The organism is Prochlorococcus marinus str. MIT 9401 (assembly GCF_000760095.1).
Classification (GTDB): domain Bacteria; phylum Cyanobacteriota; class Cyanobacteriia; order PCC-6307; family Cyanobiaceae; genus Prochlorococcus_A; species Prochlorococcus_A marinus_I.
Map to the genome: position 1 here is coordinate 36,903 of NZ_JNAR01000002.1, position 23,626 is coordinate 60,528.

A 23,626-nucleotide genomic window follows, 5' to 3' on the forward strand; every position below is an offset into this window, starting at 1 on the left:
ATTGATATTTAAATTTTACAAAGAAATTTTAAATACTTTAAATGCTTTTCAAAAGGCATTATTCGTTTTATTAATCCTTTGTACAATATTTCTTGGACTGTCAGAATCATCGGCGATTTTTCAAAGCGGAAGAATATTTTCTTATTCTCAGATCTCAAAAGAGTCTCTTACTCCTTTGATATCAGTTTTAATTTTCTCAAGTATTTCTTCAAGTTTGAAATTATTAATTGCATATTTAGCAAAGATATTTTCTTCATCTATGACTTCTGATCTCGCTAATAAAACAGCTGGGAATATTCTTTTTGCATCAATAAAAGATCAACTTAAATATGCCGAATCAAGTAAATTAACACTTTTGATATTTTGGATGGTTCAGTTAAGTGGAGGATTAATGACACCTTTAATTAATATTTGTTCATCACTTTCAGGCATCATTGGTATTATTCTAGGGATCATTCTTCTAGGTAATACTTATTCTTTATTAGGGATATTTTTTATAGGATGTATTTATTTTATATTTAGTAAATTTACAAAGAAAAAATTAAATAAGGAGTCATATATCATTAAAAAATATACTTCTACTACTTCAGACTTTGCAAATTTAATAGCCTCTCAATCAAAACAAATGCAGGGAGCATCTTTAGGCAAGTATTTTTTAAATAGCTATAATAAATCTTTTAAAAAGCTTATAAATGCAGTAACAAATAAAGGTTTTTTAATGATTTATATTAAGTTTGTTATTGAACTTATAGGATATCTTTCTGTCCTTTTTATTCTTTTTATATTAATTAATAATCCTAACTTAGATTTAAAAGTTGTCTTTGGCTCGTTATTCGCAGGTCTTTTTTCAGCGTATAAGTTATTACCCTTTTGCCAAGCTTTATTTTTTAATTTTACTGCTATAAAAGCCATTTCTATTGAAGCAAAAAATCTTTATGAATGGCTTATATATAAAAAAAGGAAAATAAATAATTCACATATCATTTTCGATAATGATAAATCTCGTGAATCTAATTCTTTAATCATTAAATCAGCTAGTTATAAATTTAAAGATATTTCCGATTCCAAAAATAAGATTATAAGTTATCAGGATTTTGAGTTTAATAATGGAATTAATTACATATGCGGACCTAGTGGTTGTGGCAAGTCAACTTTAATTAATTTAATTTGTGGATTCGATGAATTAGAAAAAGGTTCTATAATTTTTTGTAGTTCTGGTAGATATTCAAAAAAAGATAATATTATTTCTTATACTGACTCGGATCCATTTCTAATTGAAGGTTCAATTTTAGAAAATATTACTCTTGGTAAATTAATAAGTAAGAAAAAATTGGATGAAATCATAGAGATATCTTGCCTTCGTTCAGGATTTAGCAATTTTGATTTAAATTCTCCTGTTAAATTAGATGGTTCTCTAGTAGTCTCGAAAGGACAACAGCAAAGAATAGGAATCGCTAGGTTACTCTTACGTGAAACGTATATATCTTGTTTTGATGAAACTTTTTCAGGATTAGATAATGAAATTGCTTTGAGTATTTTTTCAAAAATTAATTATTCCATAAAAAATAGGGTATTTATTGTTGTTGGGCATCAATTATTTTTATCTGAAAAGGCAAATAAAGTTATAGATTTAGGGAAAAGTTCTTTAAATTAAATCTCTTTGAACTTAAGATTTTTTTAACTCTAAGTGATTAAGATTAGTTGTGAAATTTTCGTTTTTAGAAAGAATGTAACTTAAGTCACAATTTTTCTATGGTAATTATTATGGTCAATGATAAAATGGAATTTGGGTTTTAATTTTTTTGGTGTATAAGGCCTTTTATAAATCTGTTTCAGAGGGTTGTTCTGATAAAGATATACAAAAGATAAGCGAACTAGCTAAAAAAGTTATAAATACTGATGGAAAGTTTTTATTTGCTGGTAATGGTGGCAGTATGGCTATATCATGCCACATATCTGCAGAACTAACTGGAAGATTTATTAAAGATAGGCCACCTATAAAATCGTATGTCTTGGGCTCAAACTTATCTAGTACTACAGCTATTGCAAATGACTATAGCTTTTCAGATATTTTTTTAAGAGACTTAGGCTGTTTTCTTGAAAAAGAAGATTTGGTTATTTTGATGTCCACAAGTGGAAAAAGTAAGAACATTTTAGATTGTATTAATTATCTTAAAGAGAAAGAACATTTTAATTCAATAATATTGACTGGTAAAACCTCAAATATATTTTCTCCCTCTTTAACCCATATTCAATCTCCTTCTACAGTTACTGCCAGAGTTCAAGAACATCACTTGTTCTTATTACATGAAATGTGTAATTTCATAGACAATTTATTTTAGAAATGAAAAAACTTTTGATTACTGGGGGATTAGGTTTTATTGGAAGTATTGCAGCTAATTACTTTCATAAGAAATTTCAAATATTAGTTTTCGATAATCCGAGAAATGAAATTATAGACTATTTTTCAAAGATACCTTTGAATTTAGTTTCACGTGAAGGAGGAATCCAAAAGATTTTTGATTTCAATCCAGATATAATTTTGCATTTGGGAGCAAAGTCTAACACTGACCTTGATAATGCCGATTTAGCTTACTTTAGTAATACCGATTTTACAAATAAACTAATTGATTACTCTATTAAGAGAAAAATAAAGCTTATTTATGCGAGTTCGGCCGCAACTTATGGTGATGGATCAAATGGATTTGATGATACTGATAAATTTCATGATTTAATTAAACTTAAGCCGCTTAATTTATATGGATGGAGTAAACATAATTCTGATTTATTTTTCTCTGATTATTTAGATAATAATCCTAAATCAGAAAATATTATTGGATTAAAATTTTTTAATGTGTTTGGCAAGAATGAACTTCATAAAAAACATATGGCGAGTGTTATTTCAAAAATGATTCCAAAAATTAAAAATAACGAAAAAATTAATCTTTTTAAGCATTTCTATCAAGGTTTATATTGCGAGGCGGAGAGGGATTTTATTTTTGTTGATGATATTTGCAGGATCTTTGAATTACTAATGGGAATGGATTTTAAGTCTTCAATATATAATGTTGGGACTGGGACTTCTTCAAAATTTTCCAAACTAATTGAGGTAGGATTTAACTCACTAGGCAGGAAACCATTAATTGAATTTATTGATCTACCTAAGCAGTACCATGGTAAATACCAAATGAGAACAAAAGCTCCTATGAAAAGATTGATTAAATTGTTAAATGGATTTGAATTTACATCTATTGAAGACGCTGTTCCAAAACTTTTATGAAATTAGCAGTTTTAGGTGATTTCCTGATTGATGAATTCATCTACTATCAAAGTTTGAGATTATCTCCTGAATCACCATGCCCTGTAGTAAATTTCCAGAAAAGTAGAAAAGTAGCAGGTGGAGCTGCCAATGTTGCCAATTCTTGTTTCTCTCTAGGGATAGAAGTATATTTTTTGTTTTGTTCCCCAAAAAATTTAATAAATAAAGATTTGTTATTTGATTATGAAATTTTTACATACACTAGGAATGATTTTGATCTGAGCATTAAGAAAAGGCATTGTGTAGATAATAGACAATTCTTCAGGGAGGATAAAGAGACACCCTCAATTAACTTTAATGATTGCTTCGAAAATATTGATAAATGTATTGAATATATGAAAAATAATAAAATCACTGATTTATTGATAAGTGATTATCAAAAAGGGGCCTTAACCCCTAAAGAATTACAATATTTGCTTTTAGAAAGTAAAAAGTCCAAAATTAGGACTTTTGTAGATACCAAGATTAGTTCATCTGAAAATTTAAAAAATATTTATTTACTAAAACCCAATTTGAAAGAATTTAACCAATTAACTGGAATTCGTAATACATCATCTAATCGTTCGTTACTTATTGATGAACTAGAACTTCCTGCCCGCAAACTAATGCGCGAAAATTCAATAGAGAATTGCATAATTACACTTTCTGAAATGGGTTCGGTATGGTTTGGGGAAAATGAGACTATCTCATTTAAGTCTCCAAAAGTTTCGGTAATTGATATTGTTGGTGCAGGTGATTCCTTTATCTCAGCACTAGTTTTTACATACTTAAATAATGAAACTTATACAAAGTACCAGAAATTAAAAATCGCAAATAACTTTGCAGAAATAACTATTAAAAAAGAGGGTACTAATCCTATTTGTAAAAGCTCACTTGATGAAGTTTTAAATAAAGTTGATATTGCTGAAATAGGATTTACAAATGGATGTTTTGATATTTTACATCCAGGACATATTTCTCTTTTAAAACAGGCTAAGAAAAGATGCAAATTTTTAATTGTTGGTTTAAATAGTGATGAATCAGTGAAGAGATTAAAAGGAAAAAAAAGGCCAATCAATTCAGAACTTGATAGAAAAAAGGTTTTAGAAAATATTAAGTTTGTGGATCAAGTAATAATTTTTAATGAAGATGATCCCTTAAATCTAATAAAAAAAATCAAACCAGATCTTCTTGTTAAGGGAGCAGATTACGATATAAAGAATGTTGTGGGAGCTGAATTTACAATAAAAAATGGAGGTAATGTTTTCTTGGCAAATTTGCTTAATACTAAAAGCACAACAGAGAGAGTTCAAAATATAAATAATGAAGATTAAGCCTGTTTATACAAGATTTATAAATGAAAAAAAAGGAAATAATATTATATTTTTTGATAGAGATGGAGTCTTGAATAAGGATACAAGTTATATTGATTAAACTAAAAGGATCGAGATCTTGCATAATAATCTAGAAAAAATATTGGATATTATTGAAGAGAAAGGTATTGAAGACTCTATTAAAGTAATCGTAAGTAATCAATCAGGCATAGCTAGAGAATATTTTACAATTGATGTAGCAGATAAAATAATGAAAAAAGTGATTTTAGATATAAAAGGGTATTTTGATATTGATGCTTACTTATTTGCGCCTTATCACATTTCTGGTAGACATTTATTTGAGAGCCCTGATGATGCAAATTACTTCAGGAAACCAAATCCAGGCATGATAAATTTTATTTTAAGTAAATATGGAGTTGATAAAAATAATTCAATTTTGTTTGGAGATAGGGAAACTGATAAACTTGCAGCATTAAATGCAGGATTATCTAATGACAATATTTTTATTATTTGAATAATGAAGATCATTTTAATTGGTTCATTTCTTGATGATTGGAGCACAAATAATGAGATGTTTAAAGCATTGCAAAGTCTCAATCATGATGTAATTAAATTTGATTACAGAAAAGATCAAAAAAAACCAAATTTCATTTACTTTATAGTGGATAAATTTTTTTCTTTCGGGCGCAGATTCGACTTAATATCTCATTTATTTATTAATATTTATACTTCAATTTTAGGTAGAAAAAAAATTGTTAGAAATGTCTTAAAACTTATAAAAAAAGAAGAGCCTGATTTAATTATTGTTTGTAAATGCGATACGTTAAAAATAAAAACTTTAGAAAAATATAAAGATAAATTAATTTATTATTTTATGGATCCACTAAAAATGGCTAAAAAAATAAGAACCGATATAAATTCTTCATATTGTAAGTATTCAATCTCAACTTTTGGTAAGGTCTCAAAAAATTTGATGTTTTCTGATCATAATAGACATTATCTTCAGGGAGTTGACAAAAATATTTTTAATATAAAAGTACCTTGGGAAAAAAGAAAAGATAAGATAGTTTTTGTTGCAAATATAACTACGAAAAGGAAAAAATTTATAAATTTTTTTAAGAAACAATCAATACCAATAGATTGTTATGGATTAGGGTGGGAAAATTCACAAATATATCTAAAAGATTTGAACTTTCTCTATAACGAATATAAATATGTTCTAAATCTTTGCCAAGATAATTATGGATTCTCTGTGAGAGTTCAACAAGCTATATCATCTGGTTGTGTTGTATTCTCAGATTATTGCCAAGACTTCAAAACCTTTACTGACCTGCTGAGAAATTTCTATTCATTTAATAACCAATATGATTTTAAAGATCTTTGGAATCAAAGAAAAAATATTTTTTATTCTGAAAATATTCCTGACTTATCATGGTCAAAAATAATGAATGAAAACTTTAAATGGATAAATTCTCAATGAAAAAAACATTTGTAGTTTATCAGTCAGAGATACATAGTTATAGACTGCCTATTTGGCTTTCCTTTTCAAAAAAATTTAATCTAAAACTATTTTTAAAAAATAAAAATTTAAAATTTCTTACAAAAGAACAAAAACTAAAAATCATAAAATCTAAAATAGTACATAGTTCCGGTTTTATGAATAAAAATATTCTTTTAGAAATTTTCTTTAATAGGATAGATTACTTTTGGTTATCAATTGACACAAAAAAAACTTTAGAATTTATTTTTCTACAAATTCTTAAATTTTCTGGCACTAAAATCATTGTGCATAGTCAGGGCTTACATAATATTAAAAAACATAATTTATTTTCGGCAAAGCTGAAATATGTATTGCATTTTATATGGATACTTTTAGCTAATAGGGTCATAATTTATTCATCTTTAAAGAACGGTCCATATAAAATCAACTTTTTCCAAGATAAAATAAAAGTTGTTAGAAATAGAGATGCATATTTAGAACAATATTTAGATGAATTTTTAATTAATAAAAGTAAAGAAAAAAAAATTAGTTTAAAAGATAAAAAGAATATATTAGTTCTTGGAAGAGTAAGAGATAGTCTATTTGCTAATTTTCTAAAGGAAGTATCGATCTCTTTAAAAAAAAATGAAATACCTTTAAAAATTAATTTAGTGGGAGATATTAATTTGGAACAAAAAAAACTTCTAAATTCAAAAAATTTGAAATGTTTTGGACCTATAAGAGATCCTAAAATTATTTTGGAAATTGCAAAGGATTGTTCTATTGGATTTCATCCCTCAGATACTGGCTTGTCAGCTACTTCATATCAAATGCTGGGATTAATCCCTGTTTTTCATTCATCTTTTTGTAATCATGGACCAGAACCCCTCGACTCCTACAAGGATGTTAAATGTTTTACTTTTGCTAAGAATAATGTTGATGAAGCTGTTGAGAGCATTAAAAATGCCTATTTGTATTATAAAGAAAATAGGATCACTCAAAAAAAAGTTTTTGTTGGAAAATACGCACAAGAGCTTATTGAAAACTTACCATGAAAAATAAAGTTATATTCGAAGCCGGGTTAGGCAATAAAATAATATTTATACATACTTTAATAGAAAATCTAAATATCAACGAAAAGGATAAATTCTTAAAGGTATTTTTACTTAATAATCAAATTGATAAATTACCTTATAAATTTTTCTCTTTTCTTTTTCTAAGGTTAATTCTTCTTTCAATAATTTCAATATTTTCTAAAAATAGATATATCATATTCGGTCTTAACCTATCTGATTTTAAGAAGTTTATTTTAAGTAAAATTTCATATAAATTAAAATTTTATTCATACCCTTCTGTCGTTTTTAATGGAGAAAAATTTTTATATATTTCTGAACAAGATTTTTACCGTCCTATAATTAATAAGGAATCATTCATAAAAAAATTAATCACAAATGAAATCCTAGAAAAGTATAAATTAGAAGATAATTTCAATGATTTTAAACTTTACTTTAAAAGAGAAATTATAGCATTACACTTAGGATCTGATTTCAGAAATACCTATAAAAGGCCTTTTATAAATAATCTCGCAGAAGCTTTAAATAAAATACCTTGTAAAAATAAATTTATTTTTCTATTGTTAGGCCAAAGTCAGGATAAGGATACTTCTGATAAATTTTTAGAATATGTCAAATTTAAAGAAATTGACATTAAAGTAATTAATTTAATTAGTAAAACAAATTTATCTAAATTGATTGATATATTAAAATCCTCAAAATTCTTGATTGCAGGAGATAGTGGTATAAGACAAATAGCTGATTTTCTAGAAATTAATAACATTGCTTTATTTGGTCCAACATCTGAAGTTAAGAATTTAATAAAACCTATTAACCATAAAAGAGCAGTTGTTAGGGGTTTGAAATGTAAAGGTTATTTTTATAATAAATGTGATTGTAGACAATTAAATGGTTATCCAGAATGTATGCTATCAATAAGTTCAGAAAATTTATATGAAAAAATTAAAAATTTTATTTAGAAAAATTTTAAGGTTTATTTATTTTTTTTTATTTTATATATTAGAAAATTTTGTTCTAACTTTCTTAAAGCTTTTAAAGATTAATAAACAAAAAAAATACTACAAAAATATATTTATAAAAATTGAAGGGATTGGTGATTGGATGTATTTTCAACCTATTTTTTTAAACTTAATTAAGAATATTGGAGAAGAATATGAAACTAATTTAATAATTTTATCGAAAAAACTAAAACCTTTCGTTAAATGCTACGAAAGTAATTTTGAATTTTATTTTTTTGATGTAGATAAAATTTCCTCCCTTAATTTCTTTTACATTATAAGATGTATATTGGATTTCAATAAATTGAGGACATATAGACTTTTAAATCTTAATTTTTGGTCAAAATATAATTGGTGTGATTTTCCTATGAGAATTATTAGTTCTACCAATAGAATATCTTTTGATTGCTATTATGATTTATACCCTAAATATTTTTTACAATCAAAGTTTGAAAATAATCATATAAAATATTATTTTAAAGATGATAAATCTAAGTCTCTTGAAAAATATAGCTTGCCTTTGATTAATTTATTAGAGTATCAATCATTAAAGTTAAAAGAAATTTTTCCCAAATTAGAAAAAATAAATTTTTCTAATTTGATATCATGCCAAAAAGTAGAAAAATCAAATAATAGAACAATTGCATTATTTCCATTTGCATCAACTTTATCTAAGTCTTTAAATCCAATTTTATTAAAAAATTTATTGAGTTTACTAGATTCCTATGGTTTTGAAATACTGGTATTTGGCTCTAAAGCAGATTCATTAAAATTCAAAAAGATAGAATCTATGTCTTTATCAAATAGAGTAAAATTACTTTATGGGAAGGTCGCTTTAAATAATATTTATGAAGTTTTAAATAAATGCAGTTTAATATTAACTGTAGATTCATTTGTATCGCATCTTATGCTTTCAAATAAATTTTCGCCTCCTTTATTAATCGTAAATATTAAAAATAATTTTTCAGATATTCAGAAATTCTTTATTATCAAACACAGTCTGGTAAATTATGTAGAAATAGATAATAAATTTGGATTTAGTTGTAAAAAAGATATTGACACAATTGTGAATAGCTTTTTTAGTAGATTAAATTATTAATATCGAAAAATAAGTATCCAGGATTTTATATGAATTATTTGAAAAGATTGAGATTAAAAAAACTGATTTTCGTTCTACTAAGACCAAGATATTGGAGAGCTTTTTTCATGAATACCTACTCTTCATTAGAGCATTACTCAGTATTAAAATCGTTAAAGGAAAAAAAAATAAATTTTATCGTTGATGTAGGAGCTAACAAAGGTCAATTTTCTTTAATGGCAAATTACTTTTTCCCTGAAGCTAAAATTTTTGCATTTGAACCTTTAAAACAACCGGCTTTAACTTTTAAAAATATTTTTTTAAATAATAAAAAAATTGAACTCATTCAGTTTGGAATATCTTCTTACAAAGCAGAAAAAACGATTTATGAAACAAATAAAAACGATAGCTCTTCCTTCTTGTCTCCAAATCAATTAAATAAAAAATATTTTTCAATTCGATCTAAACAAAAATATAAAGTTCCAACTATCACACTAAATGACTGGGTTAGTGATTATAAAATTTATATTAATAAAAAAAACTCGCTTTTAAAAATTGATGTTCAAGGATTTGAGTTAGAGGTCTTGAGTGGAGCAAATATTGTTCTAAATAAATTTGGATATTTGATCGTTGAACTATCTTCTCAGATTCTTTATGATAATCAACCCAAGGCTGAAAGTATAATAGATTTTTTAGTATCAAATAACTTTTATTTAAAAAAAATATATAACAAAGTTTTTGATAATTCCGATAGGCTTATCCAAGCAGATTATTTGTTCAAAAACGAAAAAATTGACTAGTTATTTTTTAGATTAGATTTTATTTTTTTTTCAAAATTTTTCAATATATAATCTTTCTCATAGTTCTTTTGAACAAATTTTATACCTTTAAGACCAAGTTTTTTTCTTAAAACTTCATCAGATATTAGATCAAGTAAACCTTCTTTGAAACTTTCTTTATTGTTTGGTTCTGTTCTCATGCCAACTGCATTAGCTATTTCTCCTAGTTCACTATTACTATCTGCATTTGTTATGAAGGGCTTACCGCTAGCCATTATTCCAAGTAGTTTGGATGGCATTACTAAGTCTTTAACCTCAGATTTTTGTGGAATTAAATGAATATCGGCAATATTTAGCCATTTTTTTATTTCAGATGCTTTTCGCAGATTAAAAACTAAAACATTTCTCATGTTTTTTGTTTTTTTAATTAATTTATTTTTTAATGGTCCTTGACCTGATAATATCCATTTAATATTATTTTTCTCTTCAAAGTTCTTTATAACCTCAATAAGTTCTTCAAGGCCTTGTTTTTTACTCATAGATCCTGAATACATCAAAATTATGTCATCTTGTTTGATATTTAAATCTTTCCTGATTTTATTATTGGATAATAATTTTTCTTTTTTTGTTAAGGCTACTCTTGTATCAATCCAGTTGGGGAAAATAAATAATTTATCTTTTGGGACTCCCTTAGAAATGCACTTTTCAAGCATTTTTAAATTTAGTGTGCTTATTAAATCAAAATTTTGGTAAATTATTTTCTCTAAGTAAGTCAGCAATTTTTTTATTTGATTTCCTTTAAGGATTTTTAAACTAAATGCTGCATCAATTTCAAAATCTTGTATGTGAAGCATTAATAAACTTTTAGGAGATATTAATTTACTTATTAAAGCTATTGGTGCGCAGGCAATAGAAGGCGCTACAACAAAAATTACATTAGGTTTTGAAAAGCATTCTTTTATAAAAGGAATAAAACTTGTTATGGAAAAGCTAAATAAATGCATTATCCTTTTTAAGCCTGAGGGATTCATAGGAACCCATAATGGACATCTTTTGATTAAAACATTATTGATGAATTCTTTTTTATAACTATTTTCTTTAACTCTCCAGTCAGGAAAATACTTTGTTGCTGTTATGACCCTTATTTCATATCCTTTAGAACTTAACCAAAATGCCAACTCACCGCTATATTTTCCTATCCCAACCAATTCTGGGTAAAAATTAATTCCATAAATAAGAAATTTGATCAAAACAACAAAACTTTTCAACTACTCTATGATATTTTTATACTAATTTAAAGCATTATTTTTTCTAGTAAGGTTTGTTTGATGTTTAATGGTTTCTTTAAAGAAAATAGTGAAGATATTTCCAAAATTCAAGTTTTACTTGATCCTCTATTATTTACTTTTTCTTTTAATTACTTCTATAGAAATCAATTTGATGCACTAAATCAAAGTATATTATTTAGTTTTTTTATATTTTTTCTCACTTATACTTTGTTGAGTGTTGGTGAACTCTATAAAAGCTATAGAAACAAAAATCTTTTTCAAATATTTTTCACTATTTTCAAAATTTGGATATTTTTTACCTTAATATTATTTATTTTCAGTAAATTCTTTTTAATTAATCTAGTCGTTAATCTTTTTAATTGGTCTTTAATTTGTTTATTGATCCTTTTGATAAATCATGTGGGTGTTATATTTTTACTGCGATTTTTTAGGAGAAAAGGAAGAAATAGTAGAAATATTCTATTTTGGGGTTCATCTTCTCATTTTGAAAATTTAACTAATGAATTATCTCAAAATAAGTGGATTGGACTAAAAATTGAAGTTTGGTTTTCTAAAGATGAATTAGATCCTAATGAAACATTTTTGGGGATAAGACCTTTTGGAGGTATTAGAGAACTGAAAGAATGGCTTTCTCAAAATCAGATTGACTATATTATTTTCTCAGAAGAAGATCCACAAGTTATAAAAGAGCTTTTAAACATCTTTGGAAATACATCTTCACCGGTAAGTTTTTTACCGCCTTGGGACAATTTCTACATAAATTATAAAAAATATAATTTAGGATCAAAGACTCTTTTAGAGATTTGGGGTGATAATAAATCTTTTTTAGATTTAAAATTTAAACGTCTTTTTGATATTGTATTCTCAATTTTATTGTTAATATTTCTTAGTCCAGTTTTCATTTTTGTATCTTTAGTTTTGCTTTTTGATAAATCAGGACCCATTTTTTACTTACAAGATAGGTATGGCTTAAATGGAGAAAAATTTAAGATGTATAAATTCAGATCCCTAAAAGTTTTAGATCCTGGCGATTTAAAGGGTTTAAGGCATGTTTCGGAAAATGACGATAGAGTCACAGATTTTGGGAAAATTATAAGAAGATGGAGTATTGATGAATTACCACAATTATTAAATGTACTCAAGGGTGAAATGAGTTTAGTTGGGCCTAGACCTCATGCAGTAGAGCATAATGAATACTATAGAAAAATTTTACCAGGATATATGCAAAGACATTCTACAAAGCCAGGGATGACTGGCTTGGCCCAGATAAAAGGATATAGAGGGGATATAAAACATTTAGATGATATGGAAAATAGAATCAAAGCTGATTTGAAATACGTTGAATCATGGTCAATATATTTAGATTTAAAAATTCTTTTAAGAACGTTTATTTCTTTAAAAGGAATCTAATAATTAAGCTTAAGTAATTTTAAGTTTTATGCACTGAAAATGTTTTTGGCCTTTTTAAATCTACCTCTAGTATCAATAATTAATTTGCCCATCTTACTTATCAAGTCATAGTTAAACAAGTCATGGTCAGTTACCAAAATTATTGCATCTTGGGAAGAAATTGCAGATTCAGTAAGTTCTATTTTTATTAATTTTTTTAAATTTTGATTTTCTAGTTTCTCAATATAAGGATCATTAAAAGTAATTGAGGCCCCTTTATTCTGTAATAAACTTATTATCTCCAAAGCGGGGGATTCTCGTATATCATCTATATTTTTTTTATAAGCTAATCCCAGGATTAGGATTCTGGATCCGTTAATGGGCATTTTTTTTGTATTTAAAATGTTTACAACTTGATCAACAACATAAGAAGGCATGGATGTATTTATTTCAGCGGCAAGCTCAATAAATTTAATATTGCAATTATATTCTTTAGCCTTCCATGATAAGTAAAATGGATCAATAGGGATACAATGACCGCCTAAGCCTGGTCCAGGATAATAGGGTACAAATCCGAAAGGTTTAGTAGCCGCAGCCTTAATTACTTCATAAATATCAATCCCCATTTTTTGTGTTAAAGGTTTTAATTCATTCATTAATCCAATATTGACTGATCGATGTATATTCTCTAATAATTTTGTCATTTCAGCAGTTTTAGTATCACTTACTGGAACTAATGAAGAAATAGTTTCTTTATAAAGTTCAATACCAACCTCCAAACAAGATTTAGTTATTCCAGATACTATTTTAGGAATCTCTTTGGTTTTAAAAGCTTTATTTCCAGGATCCTCTCTTTCTGGAGAATAAACTATGAAAAAGTCTTCACCAACTTCAAATCCCTTTGATTCTATTCTTGGTTTCAATTCTTCTTCAGTTGTCCCAGGATAAGTGGTACTTTCTAAACTCATTACCTGACCTTTTTTTAAGTGAGGCGAGACTAAAGTTATGGCGTTGTATATGTAGTCTAAATTTGGTTGATTATGTTTATTTAATGGCGTTGGGACACAAATTATTAGAGCATCTACTAGGGAGGCTTCTTTAAAGTTAATTGTTGGGATAAACTTTTTTGATTTTATGTAATCATAAAAAGAACTATCTACTAATTTAAATGTTGATTTACCTTTTGATAAGGTATTTATTTTATGTAAATCAATATCAAATCCTATGACTTTGTAACCCGCCCTTACGTAATTTAGAGAGAGAGGCAAGCCTACATAACCCAGACCAAATATACCAATTACTGCATCTTTAGATTTGAATTTGTTTATCAGATTCTCTTTATATTGCATTTATATTAAATAAAAATTTTTAGTTAATCAAAATTTGTTTGAGCTATAGATTACTATATATCTTAATATTGCCAAAAAAAATAATTCTCAAATCATTTCATAATCATTAATTAAAGTATTTTTTTCTTTAAAAATGTTTATTTATTATGAAATTCGTTATCGAGAGTTTTTTTAATGCCATCATTTAGGCTGATTTTATGCTTCCAGCCTAATTCATGAATTCTATCAACATTAAGAACTTTTCTAAATGTTCCATCAGGCTTAGACTTGTCCCAAATAATTTCCCCTTCAAAACCTGTAATTGAGGCAATTTTTTTTGATAATTCAAATATACTCAGGTCTTTGCCGGTTCCAACATTTAGATAGGTCAAAGATTCTCCATTCTCATCTAAAGGTGCATTTTTATCAGAGGGATCCCAATTTTCTAAAGCAAATACTACCGCTTCGCCTAAGTCGTCAACATGCATAAATTCTCTCATGGGTTGACCTGTACCCCAGCAAGTAACTGCATCAAGAGAATTTTTTTTGGCATTATAAAATTTTGATAATAGTGCTGCCATAACATGACTATTTAAGGGATGATAATTATCATTTTCGCCATAAAGGTTTGTAGGTAATAGACTTATGGCATCAAAATTATGCTGTTTGCGCAATGCTTGACATAGTTTGATACCCGAAATCTTAGCTATTGCATACCATTCATTTGTTTTTTCAAGATCTCCGGACAATAAATATTCTTCTTTTATTGGTTGAGAGGCAAATTTTGGATAAATACAACTGCTACCAAGGAATAGTAATCTTTTTACATTATTAATCCAAGACGCTTCTATTAAATTTGTTTGTATTTTTAGGTTTTCAAGAAGAAATGAAGATGGTTCACTCATATTCGCAACAATACCCCCAACCTTTGCTGCGGCAATTATTACAACTGTTGGTTTATTTCTTTTGAACCATTTATTTACTGCATATGTATCTAAAAGATCAAGTTCATTTCTTGAAGGGCTAAGAATTTCTCCACCGTTTATAGACTCGCCATAATTATATTTTTTCAAAATTCTTTTAATAGCACTGCCAGCCATTCCAGTTGAACCGGCTAAAAAGATTTTTTCACTTAGTGAGATTTTTTTTGACATTTGAGTAATTTATTACTATTAATTTTTTTTATTAATTAAAGCTTAATCAGAATTTAATGAATATTTTTTTTCATAAGGAGCAACTCCTTATTCGCCTCATTTTTATCATTAGAGATCATTTCCTCAATTAATTCTTCAAGCGATATTTTAGGAAACCAACCAAGTTTTTCTCTAGCCTTTGATGGATCTCCTAATAATTCATCAACTTCTGTAGGCCTAAAATATTTTGGATCAACTTTAATAACTATTTCGTTATTATCATATCTTCTGCCAATTTGATTAATACCTTCACCCTCCCAATATATTCCAGATTCATTTTTACCTTTTCCCCAGCCAATTTTTTTAGAAGCAATTTCTATAAATCTACGTACAGTTTCCATTCTGCCAGAGGCGATGACATAATCTTGAGGCTCACTTTGTTGTAACATAAGCCATTGCATTTCAACATAATCTCTGGCATGACCCCAATCTCTTTTGGCGTCAAGGTTACCTAAATATAAACATTTTTCTAGGCCCGCATTAATCCTTGCAAGACCTCTTGTTATTTTTCGAGTCACAAAAGTTTCTCCTCTTCTTGGACTTTCATGATTAAATAAAATTCCATTACAAGTAAATAATCCATACGCCTCTCTATAGTTCACTGCAATCCAATAGGCATATAGTTTCGCCACCCCATAAGGACTTCTTGGATAAAAGGGAGTATTTTCGTTTTGAGGAGACTCTAAGATCTTCCCATAAAGTTCACTTGTGCTAGCTTGATAAATCTTTGTTTTTTCTTTAAGGCCTAATAATCTAACTGCTTCAAGGATTCTTAGAGTTCCTAGTGCATCGCTATTAGCAGTATATTCTGGTGTTTCAAAGCTAACTGCTACATGGCTTTGGGCACCTAAATTATAAATTTCGTCTGGTTTAGCTTCTTGAATTATACGTATTAAATTTGTACTGTCGGTTAAGTCACCATAATGAAGAATAAAATTCCTATTAAAAACTTGGGGATCTTGATAAAGGTGATCTATTCTTTCTGTATTAAGACTACTTGATCTTCTTTTAATTCCATGAACAACATAACCTTTTTTCAATAGAAATTCTGCTAGATAACTGCCATCTTGTCCTGTTATTCCTGTTATTAATGCAACCTTTTTTGATAATATTTCTTCCTCTCTATTCATAAATTTCTCCCTAAATAATTATTAAATTATATAATAAGATGTTTTTTACTTAAAAATAAATTGGCTATCTTTTTATCTATAAATATTTCAAAGTATTTTCCAAAAATAAATGTTGAATTCTAAATTAATAATTTATTTTCATATTTATATTTTTTATTTAAGCATTTATAATGCAAAAAATTATTAATAATTAATTGTCATTAATTCTTACTACAGGTGGTCTTGGATTTATAGGGAGTCATACCTGTTTAAATTTAATTGATAAAGGATTAGATGTTCTTATAGTTGATTCCTTGATAAATAGTTCAATAAAAAATTTAGAGAATATTAAAAGTGTTTTAAAGTTAAGTAATAATTCAAATTTAGGAAAAATTTATTTTTCTGAGGGTGATTTAAGGGACCACCAGTGGCTTGATAGTCTTTTTGCTAAACAAATTTCTCTAAAAAAACCTATAACTTCAGTAATACACTTTGCAGGATTGAAATCTGTTAAGGAATCAGTTCTAGAACCACTAAAATATTGGGATTTTAATATAAATACCACATTATCTTTGATTTCTTCAATGCAGAAATATCAATGCAACACATTAGTCTTTAGTAGTAGTGCTACTATTTATAGACCTGTTGAGAGCGATAAACTTTTTGAAAACTCTTATAAAGATCCCATAAATCCTTATGGAAATACAAAACTTGCAATTGAGAAAATCTTGAAGGATTTGTACATGAGTGACTCAAAAAAATGGAAAATAATTAACTTGAGATATTTTAATCCAGTTGGTGCGCACAATTCAGGCAAAATTGGGGAGGATTCTCAAGGTCCAGTTTCAAACCTATTTCCTATTTTAGAAAAAGTTGTCTCTGGTAAATTAGATAAATTATCAATATATGGTAAAGACTGGCCCACGAAAGATGGAACGTGCGTAAGAGACTACATTCACATTATGGATCTAGCTGAAGCTCACTTTGCCGCTTTAAATTTTTTAAAAAGTAATTCTCCACAAAATGTATCAGTTAATATTGGTACCGGCAAAGGTGTGAGCGTTCTAGAAATTGTAGAAGCTTACTCAAAATATAATAAGATCAGGATACCAATCCAATTTGTTTCCAGAAGATTAGGAGATACACCTTTTTTAGTCGCTGATAATAATTATGCTTTGAATTTGCTGGATTGGAGACCTGTTAAAACATTAGAAGATATTTGTGTTGATAGTTTTAGATATATAAAAAATAAACTATTATTAAATAAAGGTTTTTGACCAAAATTAATTTTCTTCAAAAGTGTAAATTAATAATTAATTAGTTGTTTATGAATAATTTACCGATACAACCTATTGTTTTGTGTGGAGGCAGTGGTTCAAGGCTTTGGCCATTATCAAGGGAAAGTTTCCCAAAACAATATTTAAATTTAATCGGTGAAAGTAAAAATTCTTTATTACAGAATACATTCCAGCGATTAAAAGCTTTAAAAAATATTGAAAGTCCAATCTTAATTTGCAATGAAAATCATAGATTTATTGTTGCGGAACAAATGAGGGAAATAGGAATAAAGCCAAAAACTATAATACTTGAAACTTGCGGAAGGAATACAGCTCCTGCTGTTGCAGTTGGAGCTGTAAGAGCATTATCTGATCATAATGATTCAATTTTACTAGTATTAGCCGCCGATCATAATATTAAGAATGAAGAAAAATTTATTGAAGTTTTAGAAGTTGGTTATACTACAGCTTATTCAGATAATCTTGTAACATTTGGGGTCGTACCTAAAAGTCCAGAAACTGGATTTGGATATATTGAATCAGTTGAGCCATTTTCTAGTGAAATAAAACCTCATAAAATAGTCAGGTTTATTGAGAAGCCAAATATTCAATTGGCAGAGAAATTGATTTTGGATAAAAAATTTAGTTGGAATAGTGGAATGTTCATGTTCAAAGCAAGTCAAATAATTAAAGAATTTTCAAATTATGAACCAAAGATATTGGAACTTTGCAAGAAATCACTTAGTAATTCAGAAATAGATCTAGATTTTCTTAGATTGGACAATAATTATTTTTCTAAATGTCAAGACATTTCTTTAGATGTTGCAATTATGGAAAAGACAAAATTAGGAAAAGTTATACCTTTAGATATTGGCTGGAGTGATATAGGAAATTGGCAAGCATTATGGGACAATGAAAAAAAAGATGCCAAAGGTAACTTTATAAAAGGAAATGTACTGATTGATAATGTAAAAGATTGTTATTTAAGAAGTGAAAGTAGAATTGTGGCGTGCTTGGATGTTGAAGATTTGATTATTGTTGAAAATAATGATTCCGTTTTAATATCAAAAAAATCTTCTGCTCAAAAAATAAAATACTTAGTTCAGGATTTGAACAAAAAAGGATTTAAAGAAGGGAAATTTCATCAAAAGGTATATAGACCATGGGGCAACTATACATCAATATCAAATGATAAGAGATGGCAAGTAAAAAAAATTGAGGTTAAACCTCAAGCCTCTTTATCCTTGCAAATGCATCATCATCGTTCAGAACACTGGGTCATTGTATCTGGGACAGCATTAGTTGAAATTGATGAAAAGCAAGAACTATATTCAGAGAATCAAAGTGTCTATATACCTTTAGGCAGTAAGCACCGCCTTACTAATCCTGGGAAGTTGAGCTTGACTCTTATTGAAGTTCAGAGTGGTTCATACCTTGGAGAAGATGACATACATAGATTTGATGATAAATATGGTAGATAAACTACTCGAAATTATTTTTTAAATTTACTATGAATCTTTTTTGAGTTAACTTAAGTTAAAGTTAAAAAGAAATATTCATAATATTTTCATAAGAATATGACTATAAAAGATATAAATATAGTTGTTACGGGTGCAGCAGGATTTATAGGAGCAGCTTTTGTTGAGAGACTTTTGTCTGAAGGAATAAGAGTTATTGGTATTGATAATTTAAATAACTACTATAATATATTACTTAAACAAAAAAGAATTGAAAAAATCGAAAATAAAGATACACGGAATTTATGGAAATTTGCAAAAGTTGATTTAAAGGATAAGAAAAAGATAAATGAAATTTTTGAAAAATATAATCCTCAAGTTGTTGTAAATCTAGCGGCACAGGCAGGGGTTAGATATTCTATAGATAATCCAATATCTTGTATTGAAAGCAATCTTTTAGGCTTTGTGAATATCCTTGAGGCTTGTCGTAATTATAAAGTTAATCATTTGATATATGCATCAAGTAGTTCTGTATATGGTGGAAATAAGCTATTGCCATTTAGTGAAAGCGATAATGTAGATCATCCTCTAAGTGTGTATGCAGCGACTAAAAAGTCCAATGAAATGTTGGCTCATTCATATAGTCATCTTTTTCAAATCCCCTGCACAGGACTACGATTTTTTACTGTTTATGGCCCTTTTGGAAGACCAGATATGGCTCCAATGATATTTGCTGATTCTATCTTAAGAAACAAAAAAATTAATGTATTTAATAATGGAGATATGTCAAGAGATTTTACTTATATAGATGATGTAGTTGATGCGATTTATAGATGTTGCTTTAAACAAACTTTTTCGAATAAATCTTTCTACGACAAGAGGCCTGACCCCTCAACATCTTTTGCTCCTCATAGAATTTTTAATGTAGGAAGTAATAATCCAATAAACCTGTTAAATTTTATTGAGAGACTTGAGTTTGAATTTGGTATTAAAGCTTTTAAAAGAATGAAACCTATGCAGATGGGTGACGTTAAGTCTACATTTGCTAATGTCAACAAGCTTCGAAATTGGGTAGATTATAAGCCAAATACTTCTTTTGAAAAAGGGATACATAATTTTGCAAGTTGGTATAAAGAATATTTTGAATCAGACTACTATAAGCAGTAATATTTTAATGATTAATAACCTAAAGAAAAAATTTTTAATTCTAGGATTTTTAAACTTTTTAATAACAAATTTTGTACTTCAGATCTTACTGTTTTTATCATCAGTATTGTTTGCAACTCTTGTAAGTCAAGTTATAAATTTGGTTCTTGGTTATTATCTTTATAGTAAATATGTATTTTCTATTGAGAAAAATAAAAATAAATTTTTTTTAAGATATTTTCATTTAGCTATTTTTAGTTGGTTTATTAATAATTACTTTATAAATTTATTGACTATTAACTTTTTAATAAGTAAAAATATTTCTGCTTTATTAGTAATTCCATTATTAACTTTATTATCTTTCTATACTCAGAAATACTATGTATTTGCAAAAAAATAAAAAATTAAGTAGTTTAAGAATCTTTTTAAATACCTTCTATGTTTTTATATTTTTTAGGATATTAGCAAGTTTTGCAATTTACCTTTTTTTAAAAGATTATGATAGTAGATTTTTTTCCTTTACTGATCTTGATTTTTATAATTCTGCAGAGGGATTAAATATTTTTAGTCCAAACTATTTTTATAGCAAACTAGTAAGTACTATTGGTTATAGTGCTAATACAATGCACGACAATATTTTTATATTTTTTTCATCAATAGTTTCAATAATTTTTGTTTTTCCATATGTATTAATTTCTACTAAAGTTTTAAATAAAAAAAGTAGATATTTATTTAATATATTATTAGCTTCTCATCCATATTTAGTTTTATATTCACTTAAGCTTGATTCAAGTATTTTCCCATTATTAGCAATTTCAATATTTAACTTATATTTATTTTTTAAGAATACTAGAAATTATATATTTTTAATAATTACTTCGACATTATGTTTGTTTTTAAGAAATTCTTTATTACCTTTTTCAATGCTTATATACATTCTTTTATTTTTTGAAAAAAATAATTTTACAAAAATCCATAAATATTTGATTTTTGGATCAATGATTTGTACAACTTTTATACTCGTATCACAGATAGGTTATGGAATAGAGTATGTAAATCAAAATTTTGGATGCTTTTCTTTTGAGAATATTTCAGAATTTTTCAATCAATATTTTGGAATTAATTTTTCAAAATTTATTTCATTAATAACTACCCCGTTGATACACTTAGGCTTAAATCTTGGAGCAAGGGAGGCTATCTCTTTATATTGTTTTAACTTGCCAGTTGAAATAGCATCTAGTAGTTTTGTTAACTTATTTTCAACATTAGGTTTCTTTTTATTTCATACTTTTTTATTAATAAAACTAATCTTTTGGATTAAAATGAATTTCTCTTTAAAAAATTTGATTATATTAATTCCATTTTCAATTTTATTACCAACATTGTATGGTGCAGCACATATGAGATATTTATTACCTTTAATACCTATGTTATTGTTATGGCAATTTATACCAAAAAGAGAAGAAACTAATTTTTCTTATCTTAAATCTCAAAAAAACACATAATACTTTATTCATGAATTATTGGTCAAACTACAATAAAGCCATTATTAATTTGAATAATAAAATTATTATTCATAATCAAAATAATAAATTTAATTTTGTAGAGGATTCGTTTTATAACCATATTCATGATATCTTGGCTTTAGTTATTTTAAAAGCTAGCAAAAACGGAAGTTTAAGAGTTTTGGATTATGGATCTAATATTCTTCCATGGGCAAATTTAAAAAATAAAATCAATATTGATAAATTAAAAGTTTTTATATATGATCCTTTTTGCTCAAATAATAAATATGAAAGAAACATTGATGATATTCAGATTGATTCAAGCTTGGAATCCATTATGAGCAGAAATTATGATTTATCTATTTTTGGATCTTCTACGCAATATATTGAAGGTTTGTTTGAGCTTTTGGAATCAAATAAAAATTTGTTATCCAAATATATTCTCTTTACTCATACACCCCTTTCAATTAAAAAAAATTTTGAATCATTGCAGTTTACAGGATATAAAGGGAAACAATACGTTAGATCTATAGATGAATTATTTACCTTTTTTGAAATAAGAGGGTACGAAATAAGTTTTAAATCTGTAATTGATAATAAGTTTGCTAGTGTAGAAAAAAAATATTTAGATAGGACTATATATACAAATATTTTATTTTCGAAAAAATAATTTTCTAAAATTACTCCCATCCCTCATTTATTGTTTTGCATATATTTAGGCAATCTGAATTTTGCATCATATGATGAAGGGGTAAAACTAAATATTTATCTTCTAAGGAATTCATATTAGTAAGGTTATTAAGTCTTTTACCAAAAACTGAATATCTATCATTTCTATAATGTACTTGAGCACTTTCTATTCCATTCTCTCTTAATTTTTTCATAAGTCCGTATCTATTTCTATTTACTATCACAGTGCATAACCAAGGAACTATATCAAAATCCAAATCCTTATTTGGATAAATCAATTTAATATCATGATGATCAATATTATCATGATATATTTTAAATAACTCTTTTCTCTTAAGTATTATTCTGTCAAGATGTTTTAATCCAGATATACCCAAACATGCAGATAAATCTGTCATTTGATATTTGAATCCTATCTCTTTTATATCATTTTCCCAAGTACCTTTTTGTTTTAATTTCCTATCTATTCCAAACCACCTAATTCTTTTTGCTAAATCGTAAAGTTTTTGATCCTTAATGGACAGTAAACCTCCATCAGCAGTTGTAATAGTTTTGATAGCTTGAAAAGAATAGGTTGTAAAATCAGCATATTCAGCGGGGGACTTTCCTTTTATCTTTGAGCCTAAAGATTGAGCAGAGTCTGAGATTAATTTTAAATTATATTTAACGGCAATTTTTTTTAAATTTATATAATCAGCTGGAATACCACCATAATCAACAGAGACAATTGCTTTGGTTCGCGAAGTAATTCTATGTTCAATATCATCCACATTTATATTCATAGTTTCAGGATCTATATCTGCAAAAACAGGTTTTGCTCTCTCGTATAGGATAGGTAGATTTGTTGCTGTACAAGTGAATACTGGAGTTATAACTTCATCACCCTCTTTTATACCAGCTAAAATGTAGGCCAAATGCAGCGAATCAGTCCCACTTCCTGTGGCAACTACATAATTATTAGGACAAATCATTTTCTTAAAAAGGTTTTCAAATTTATCAACTTTCGGACCTTGTCCTATCCATCTTGATGAGAGAGTATCTAATATTTCATCTTTTGCTTCTGGAGCTATGAATGGATAGAACAATGGGATACCTTCTTCAGGTTGAAGTATTGGAAATTCATTCATCCCTTTCTGAGAAATATTATGCATAAAACTTTTAAAAATTAAGATAAGTCTAATTTGTAGACTATAAATATGGTGA

22 protein-coding genes are annotated in these 23,626 nt (G+C 27.1%); 17 read left to right on the forward strand and 5 right to left on the reverse strand.

Features of this window, described 5'->3' with window-relative positions:
* The first annotated feature begins 1 nt into the window (after position 1).
* The 10 genes from EV01_RS08060 to EV01_RS08025 all read left to right on the forward strand — a co-directional run bounded on the left by EV01_RS08060 (position 2) and on the right by EV01_RS08025 (position 10,061).
* A complete protein-coding gene (locus EV01_RS08060) occupies positions 2 to 1,654 on the forward strand; it encodes an ABC transporter ATP-binding protein (RefSeq protein WP_032518298.1) in 1,653 nt (550 codons plus the stop codon).
* A 151-nt stretch (positions 1,655 to 1,805) separates the two neighbouring features.
* Complete coding sequence (locus tag EV01_RS08055; RefSeq protein WP_050496394.1) at positions 1,806 to 2,342, forward strand: D-sedoheptulose-7-phosphate isomerase; 537 nt, start codon at positions 1,806 to 1,808, stop codon at positions 2,340 to 2,342.
* A gap of 2 nt (positions 2,343 to 2,344) precedes the next feature.
* Entirely contained in the window at positions 2,345 to 3,280 is a 936-nt protein-coding gene (locus EV01_RS0108730; RefSeq protein WP_050496395.1) for an NAD-dependent epimerase/dehydratase family protein, read from the forward strand.
* Positions 3,277 to 4,632 (forward strand): PfkB family carbohydrate kinase, encoded by a 1,356-nt coding sequence (locus EV01_RS09270; protein WP_050496396.1) that lies wholly within the window; start codon positions 3,277 to 3,279, stop codon positions 4,630 to 4,632. Before EV01_RS0108730 ends, EV01_RS09270 begins: the two co-directional genes overlap by 4 nt.
* Before the next feature lie 118 nt (positions 4,633 to 4,750).
* The gene (locus EV01_RS08050) at positions 4,751 to 5,146 is read left to right on the forward strand and encodes an HAD hydrolase-like protein (RefSeq protein ID WP_032523262.1); all 396 of its coding nucleotides are present in this window, start codon (positions 4,751 to 4,753) and stop codon (positions 5,144 to 5,146) included.
* Between the two features lie 3 nt (positions 5,147 to 5,149).
* Positions 5,150 to 6,112 (forward strand): glycosyltransferase family protein, encoded by a 963-nt coding sequence (locus tag EV01_RS08045; protein ID WP_032518558.1) that lies wholly within the window; start codon positions 5,150 to 5,152, stop codon positions 6,110 to 6,112.
* Positions 6,109 to 7,167, forward strand: a complete 1,059-nt coding sequence (locus EV01_RS08040) for a hypothetical protein (RefSeq protein WP_152556874.1) — start codon at positions 6,109 to 6,111, stop codon at positions 7,165 to 7,167. The genes EV01_RS08045 and EV01_RS08040 overlap by 4 nt, the downstream gene beginning before the upstream one ends.
* The gene (locus tag EV01_RS08035) at positions 7,164 to 8,144 is read left to right on the forward strand and encodes a glycosyltransferase family 9 protein (RefSeq protein WP_032518302.1); all 981 of its coding nucleotides are present in this window, start codon (positions 7,164 to 7,166) and stop codon (positions 8,142 to 8,144) included. Before EV01_RS08040 ends, EV01_RS08035 begins: the two co-directional genes overlap by 4 nt.
* Before the next feature lie 142 nt (positions 8,145 to 8,286).
* Positions 8,287 to 9,282 (forward strand): glycosyltransferase family 9 protein, encoded by a 996-nt coding sequence (locus EV01_RS08030; protein WP_193741427.1) that lies wholly within the window; start codon positions 8,287 to 8,289, stop codon positions 9,280 to 9,282.
* Between the two features lie 107 nt (positions 9,283 to 9,389).
* The gene (locus tag EV01_RS08025; RefSeq protein ID WP_193742572.1) at positions 9,390 to 10,061 is read left to right on the forward strand and encodes an FkbM family methyltransferase; all 672 of its coding nucleotides are present in this window, start codon (positions 9,390 to 9,392) and stop codon (positions 10,059 to 10,061) included.
* Here the strand turns inward: EV01_RS08025 and EV01_RS08020 are convergent.
* A complete protein-coding gene (locus EV01_RS08020) occupies positions 10,058 to 11,290 on the reverse strand; it encodes a WcaI family glycosyltransferase (RefSeq protein ID WP_193741429.1) in 1,233 nt (410 codons plus the stop codon). The genes EV01_RS08025 and EV01_RS08020 overlap by 4 nt on opposite strands.
* A gap of 78 nt (positions 11,291 to 11,368) precedes the next feature.
* Here EV01_RS08020 and EV01_RS08015 point away from each other — a divergent pair, with 78 nt between their 5' ends.
* Positions 11,369 to 12,739 (forward strand): exopolysaccharide biosynthesis polyprenyl glycosylphosphotransferase, encoded by a 1,371-nt coding sequence (locus tag EV01_RS08015; protein ID WP_032518305.1) that lies wholly within the window; start codon positions 11,369 to 11,371, stop codon positions 12,737 to 12,739.
* Between the two features lie 26 nt (positions 12,740 to 12,765).
* Here EV01_RS08015 and EV01_RS08010 read toward each other — a convergent pair whose 3' ends face one another.
* The 3 genes from EV01_RS08010 to gmd all read right to left on the reverse strand — a co-directional run bounded on the left by EV01_RS08010 (position 12,766) and on the right by gmd (position 16,369).
* On the reverse strand, positions 12,766 to 14,067 hold the full coding sequence (locus tag EV01_RS08010) for a nucleotide sugar dehydrogenase (protein WP_032518306.1): 1,302 nt from the start codon (positions 14,065 to 14,067) through the stop codon (positions 12,766 to 12,768).
* Between the two features lie 137 nt (positions 14,068 to 14,204).
* Complete coding sequence (locus EV01_RS08005; RefSeq protein WP_032518307.1) at positions 14,205 to 15,200, reverse strand: GDP-L-fucose synthase family protein; 996 nt, start codon at positions 15,198 to 15,200, stop codon at positions 14,205 to 14,207.
* 53 nt (positions 15,201 to 15,253) lie between these two features.
* The gene (gene gmd, locus EV01_RS08000) at positions 15,254 to 16,369 is read right to left on the reverse strand and encodes a GDP-mannose 4,6-dehydratase (RefSeq protein ID WP_032518308.1); all 1,116 of its coding nucleotides are present in this window, start codon (positions 16,367 to 16,369) and stop codon (positions 15,254 to 15,256) included.
* Positions 16,370 to 16,563: 194 nt separating this feature from the next.
* Here gmd and galE point away from each other — a divergent pair, with 194 nt between their 5' ends.
* The 6 genes from galE to EV01_RS07970 all read left to right on the forward strand — a co-directional run bounded on the left by galE (position 16,564) and on the right by EV01_RS07970 (position 22,403).
* Positions 16,564 to 17,625, forward strand: a complete 1,062-nt coding sequence (gene galE / locus EV01_RS07995; protein ID WP_032518309.1) for a UDP-glucose 4-epimerase GalE — start codon at positions 16,564 to 16,566, stop codon at positions 17,623 to 17,625.
* Between the two features lie 50 nt (positions 17,626 to 17,675).
* Positions 17,676 to 19,106 (forward strand): mannose-1-phosphate guanylyltransferase/mannose-6-phosphate isomerase, encoded by a 1,431-nt coding sequence (locus EV01_RS07990; RefSeq protein WP_032518310.1) that lies wholly within the window; start codon positions 17,676 to 17,678, stop codon positions 19,104 to 19,106.
* Between the two features lie 96 nt (positions 19,107 to 19,202).
* A complete protein-coding gene (locus tag EV01_RS07985) occupies positions 19,203 to 20,249 on the forward strand; it encodes an SDR family NAD(P)-dependent oxidoreductase (protein WP_032518311.1) in 1,047 nt (348 codons plus the stop codon).
* A gap of 7 nt (positions 20,250 to 20,256) precedes the next feature.
* The gene (locus EV01_RS10075; protein WP_032518312.1) at positions 20,257 to 20,628 is read left to right on the forward strand and encodes a GtrA family protein; all 372 of its coding nucleotides are present in this window, start codon (positions 20,257 to 20,259) and stop codon (positions 20,626 to 20,628) included.
* Positions 20,609 to 21,733 carry a hypothetical protein gene (locus EV01_RS07975; protein WP_032518313.1) on the forward strand — a complete coding sequence of 375 codons (1,125 nt, stop codon included), beginning with the start codon at positions 20,609 to 20,611 and terminating at the stop codon, positions 21,731 to 21,733. Before EV01_RS10075 ends, EV01_RS07975 begins: the two co-directional genes overlap by 20 nt.
* 10 nt (positions 21,734 to 21,743) lie before the next feature.
* Complete coding sequence (locus EV01_RS07970; RefSeq protein ID WP_032518314.1) at positions 21,744 to 22,403, forward strand: hypothetical protein; 660 nt, start codon at positions 21,744 to 21,746, stop codon at positions 22,401 to 22,403.
* Positions 22,404 to 22,413: 10 nt separating this feature from the next.
* Here the strand turns inward: EV01_RS07970 and EV01_RS07965 are convergent, their stop codons facing one another.
* Complete coding sequence (locus EV01_RS07965; protein ID WP_050496397.1) at positions 22,414 to 23,574, reverse strand: DegT/DnrJ/EryC1/StrS family aminotransferase; 1,161 nt, start codon at positions 23,572 to 23,574, stop codon at positions 22,414 to 22,416.
* Positions 23,575 to 23,626 lie beyond the last annotated feature (52 nt).

Coding starts and splice junctions, on each gene's coding strand:
- EV01_RS07975 (WP_032518313.1), top strand. CDS start 20,609: ATGTATTTGCAAAAAAATAAAAAATTAAGTAGTTTAAGAATCTTTTTA.
- EV01_RS0108730 (WP_050496395.1), top strand. CDS start 2,345: ATGAAAAAACTTTTGATTACTGGGGGATTAGGTTTTATTGGAAGTATT.
- EV01_RS07965 (WP_050496397.1), bottom strand. CDS start 23,574: ATGCATAATATTTCTCAGAAAGGGATGAATGAATTTCCAATACTTCAA.
- EV01_RS08045 (WP_032518558.1), top strand. CDS start 5,150: ATGAAGATCATTTTAATTGGTTCATTTCTTGATGATTGGAGCACAAAT.
- EV01_RS08005 (WP_032518307.1), bottom strand. CDS start 15,200: ATGTCAAAAAAAATCTCACTAAGTGAAAAAATCTTTTTAGCCGGTTCA.
- EV01_RS07985 (WP_032518311.1), top strand. CDS start 19,203: ATGACTATAAAAGATATAAATATAGTTGTTACGGGTGCAGCAGGATTT.
- EV01_RS07970 (WP_032518314.1), top strand. CDS start 21,744: ATGAATTATTGGTCAAACTACAATAAAGCCATTATTAATTTGAATAAT.
- gmd (WP_032518308.1), bottom strand. CDS start 16,369: ATGAATAGAGAGGAAGAAATATTATCAAAAAAGGTTGCATTAATAACA.
- EV01_RS08035 (WP_032518302.1), top strand. CDS start 7,164: ATGAAAAATAAAGTTATATTCGAAGCCGGGTTAGGCAATAAAATAATA.
- EV01_RS07990 (WP_032518310.1), top strand. CDS start 17,676: ATGAATAATTTACCGATACAACCTATTGTTTTGTGTGGAGGCAGTGGT.
- EV01_RS08025 (WP_193742572.1), top strand. CDS start 9,390: ATGAATACCTACTCTTCATTAGAGCATTACTCAGTATTAAAATCGTTA.
- EV01_RS08010 (WP_032518306.1), bottom strand. CDS start 14,067: ATGCAATATAAAGAGAATCTGATAAACAAATTCAAATCTAAAGATGCA.
- EV01_RS08015 (WP_032518305.1), top strand. CDS start 11,369: ATGTTTAATGGTTTCTTTAAAGAAAATAGTGAAGATATTTCCAAAATT.
- EV01_RS08040 (WP_152556874.1), top strand. CDS start 6,109: ATGAAAAAAACATTTGTAGTTTATCAGTCAGAGATACATAGTTATAGA.
- EV01_RS10075 (WP_032518312.1), top strand. CDS start 20,257: ATGATTAATAACCTAAAGAAAAAATTTTTAATTCTAGGATTTTTAAAC.
- EV01_RS09270 (WP_050496396.1), top strand. CDS start 3,277: ATGAAATTAGCAGTTTTAGGTGATTTCCTGATTGATGAATTCATCTAC.
- EV01_RS08030 (WP_193741427.1), top strand. CDS start 8,287: ATGTATTTTCAACCTATTTTTTTAAACTTAATTAAGAATATTGGAGAA.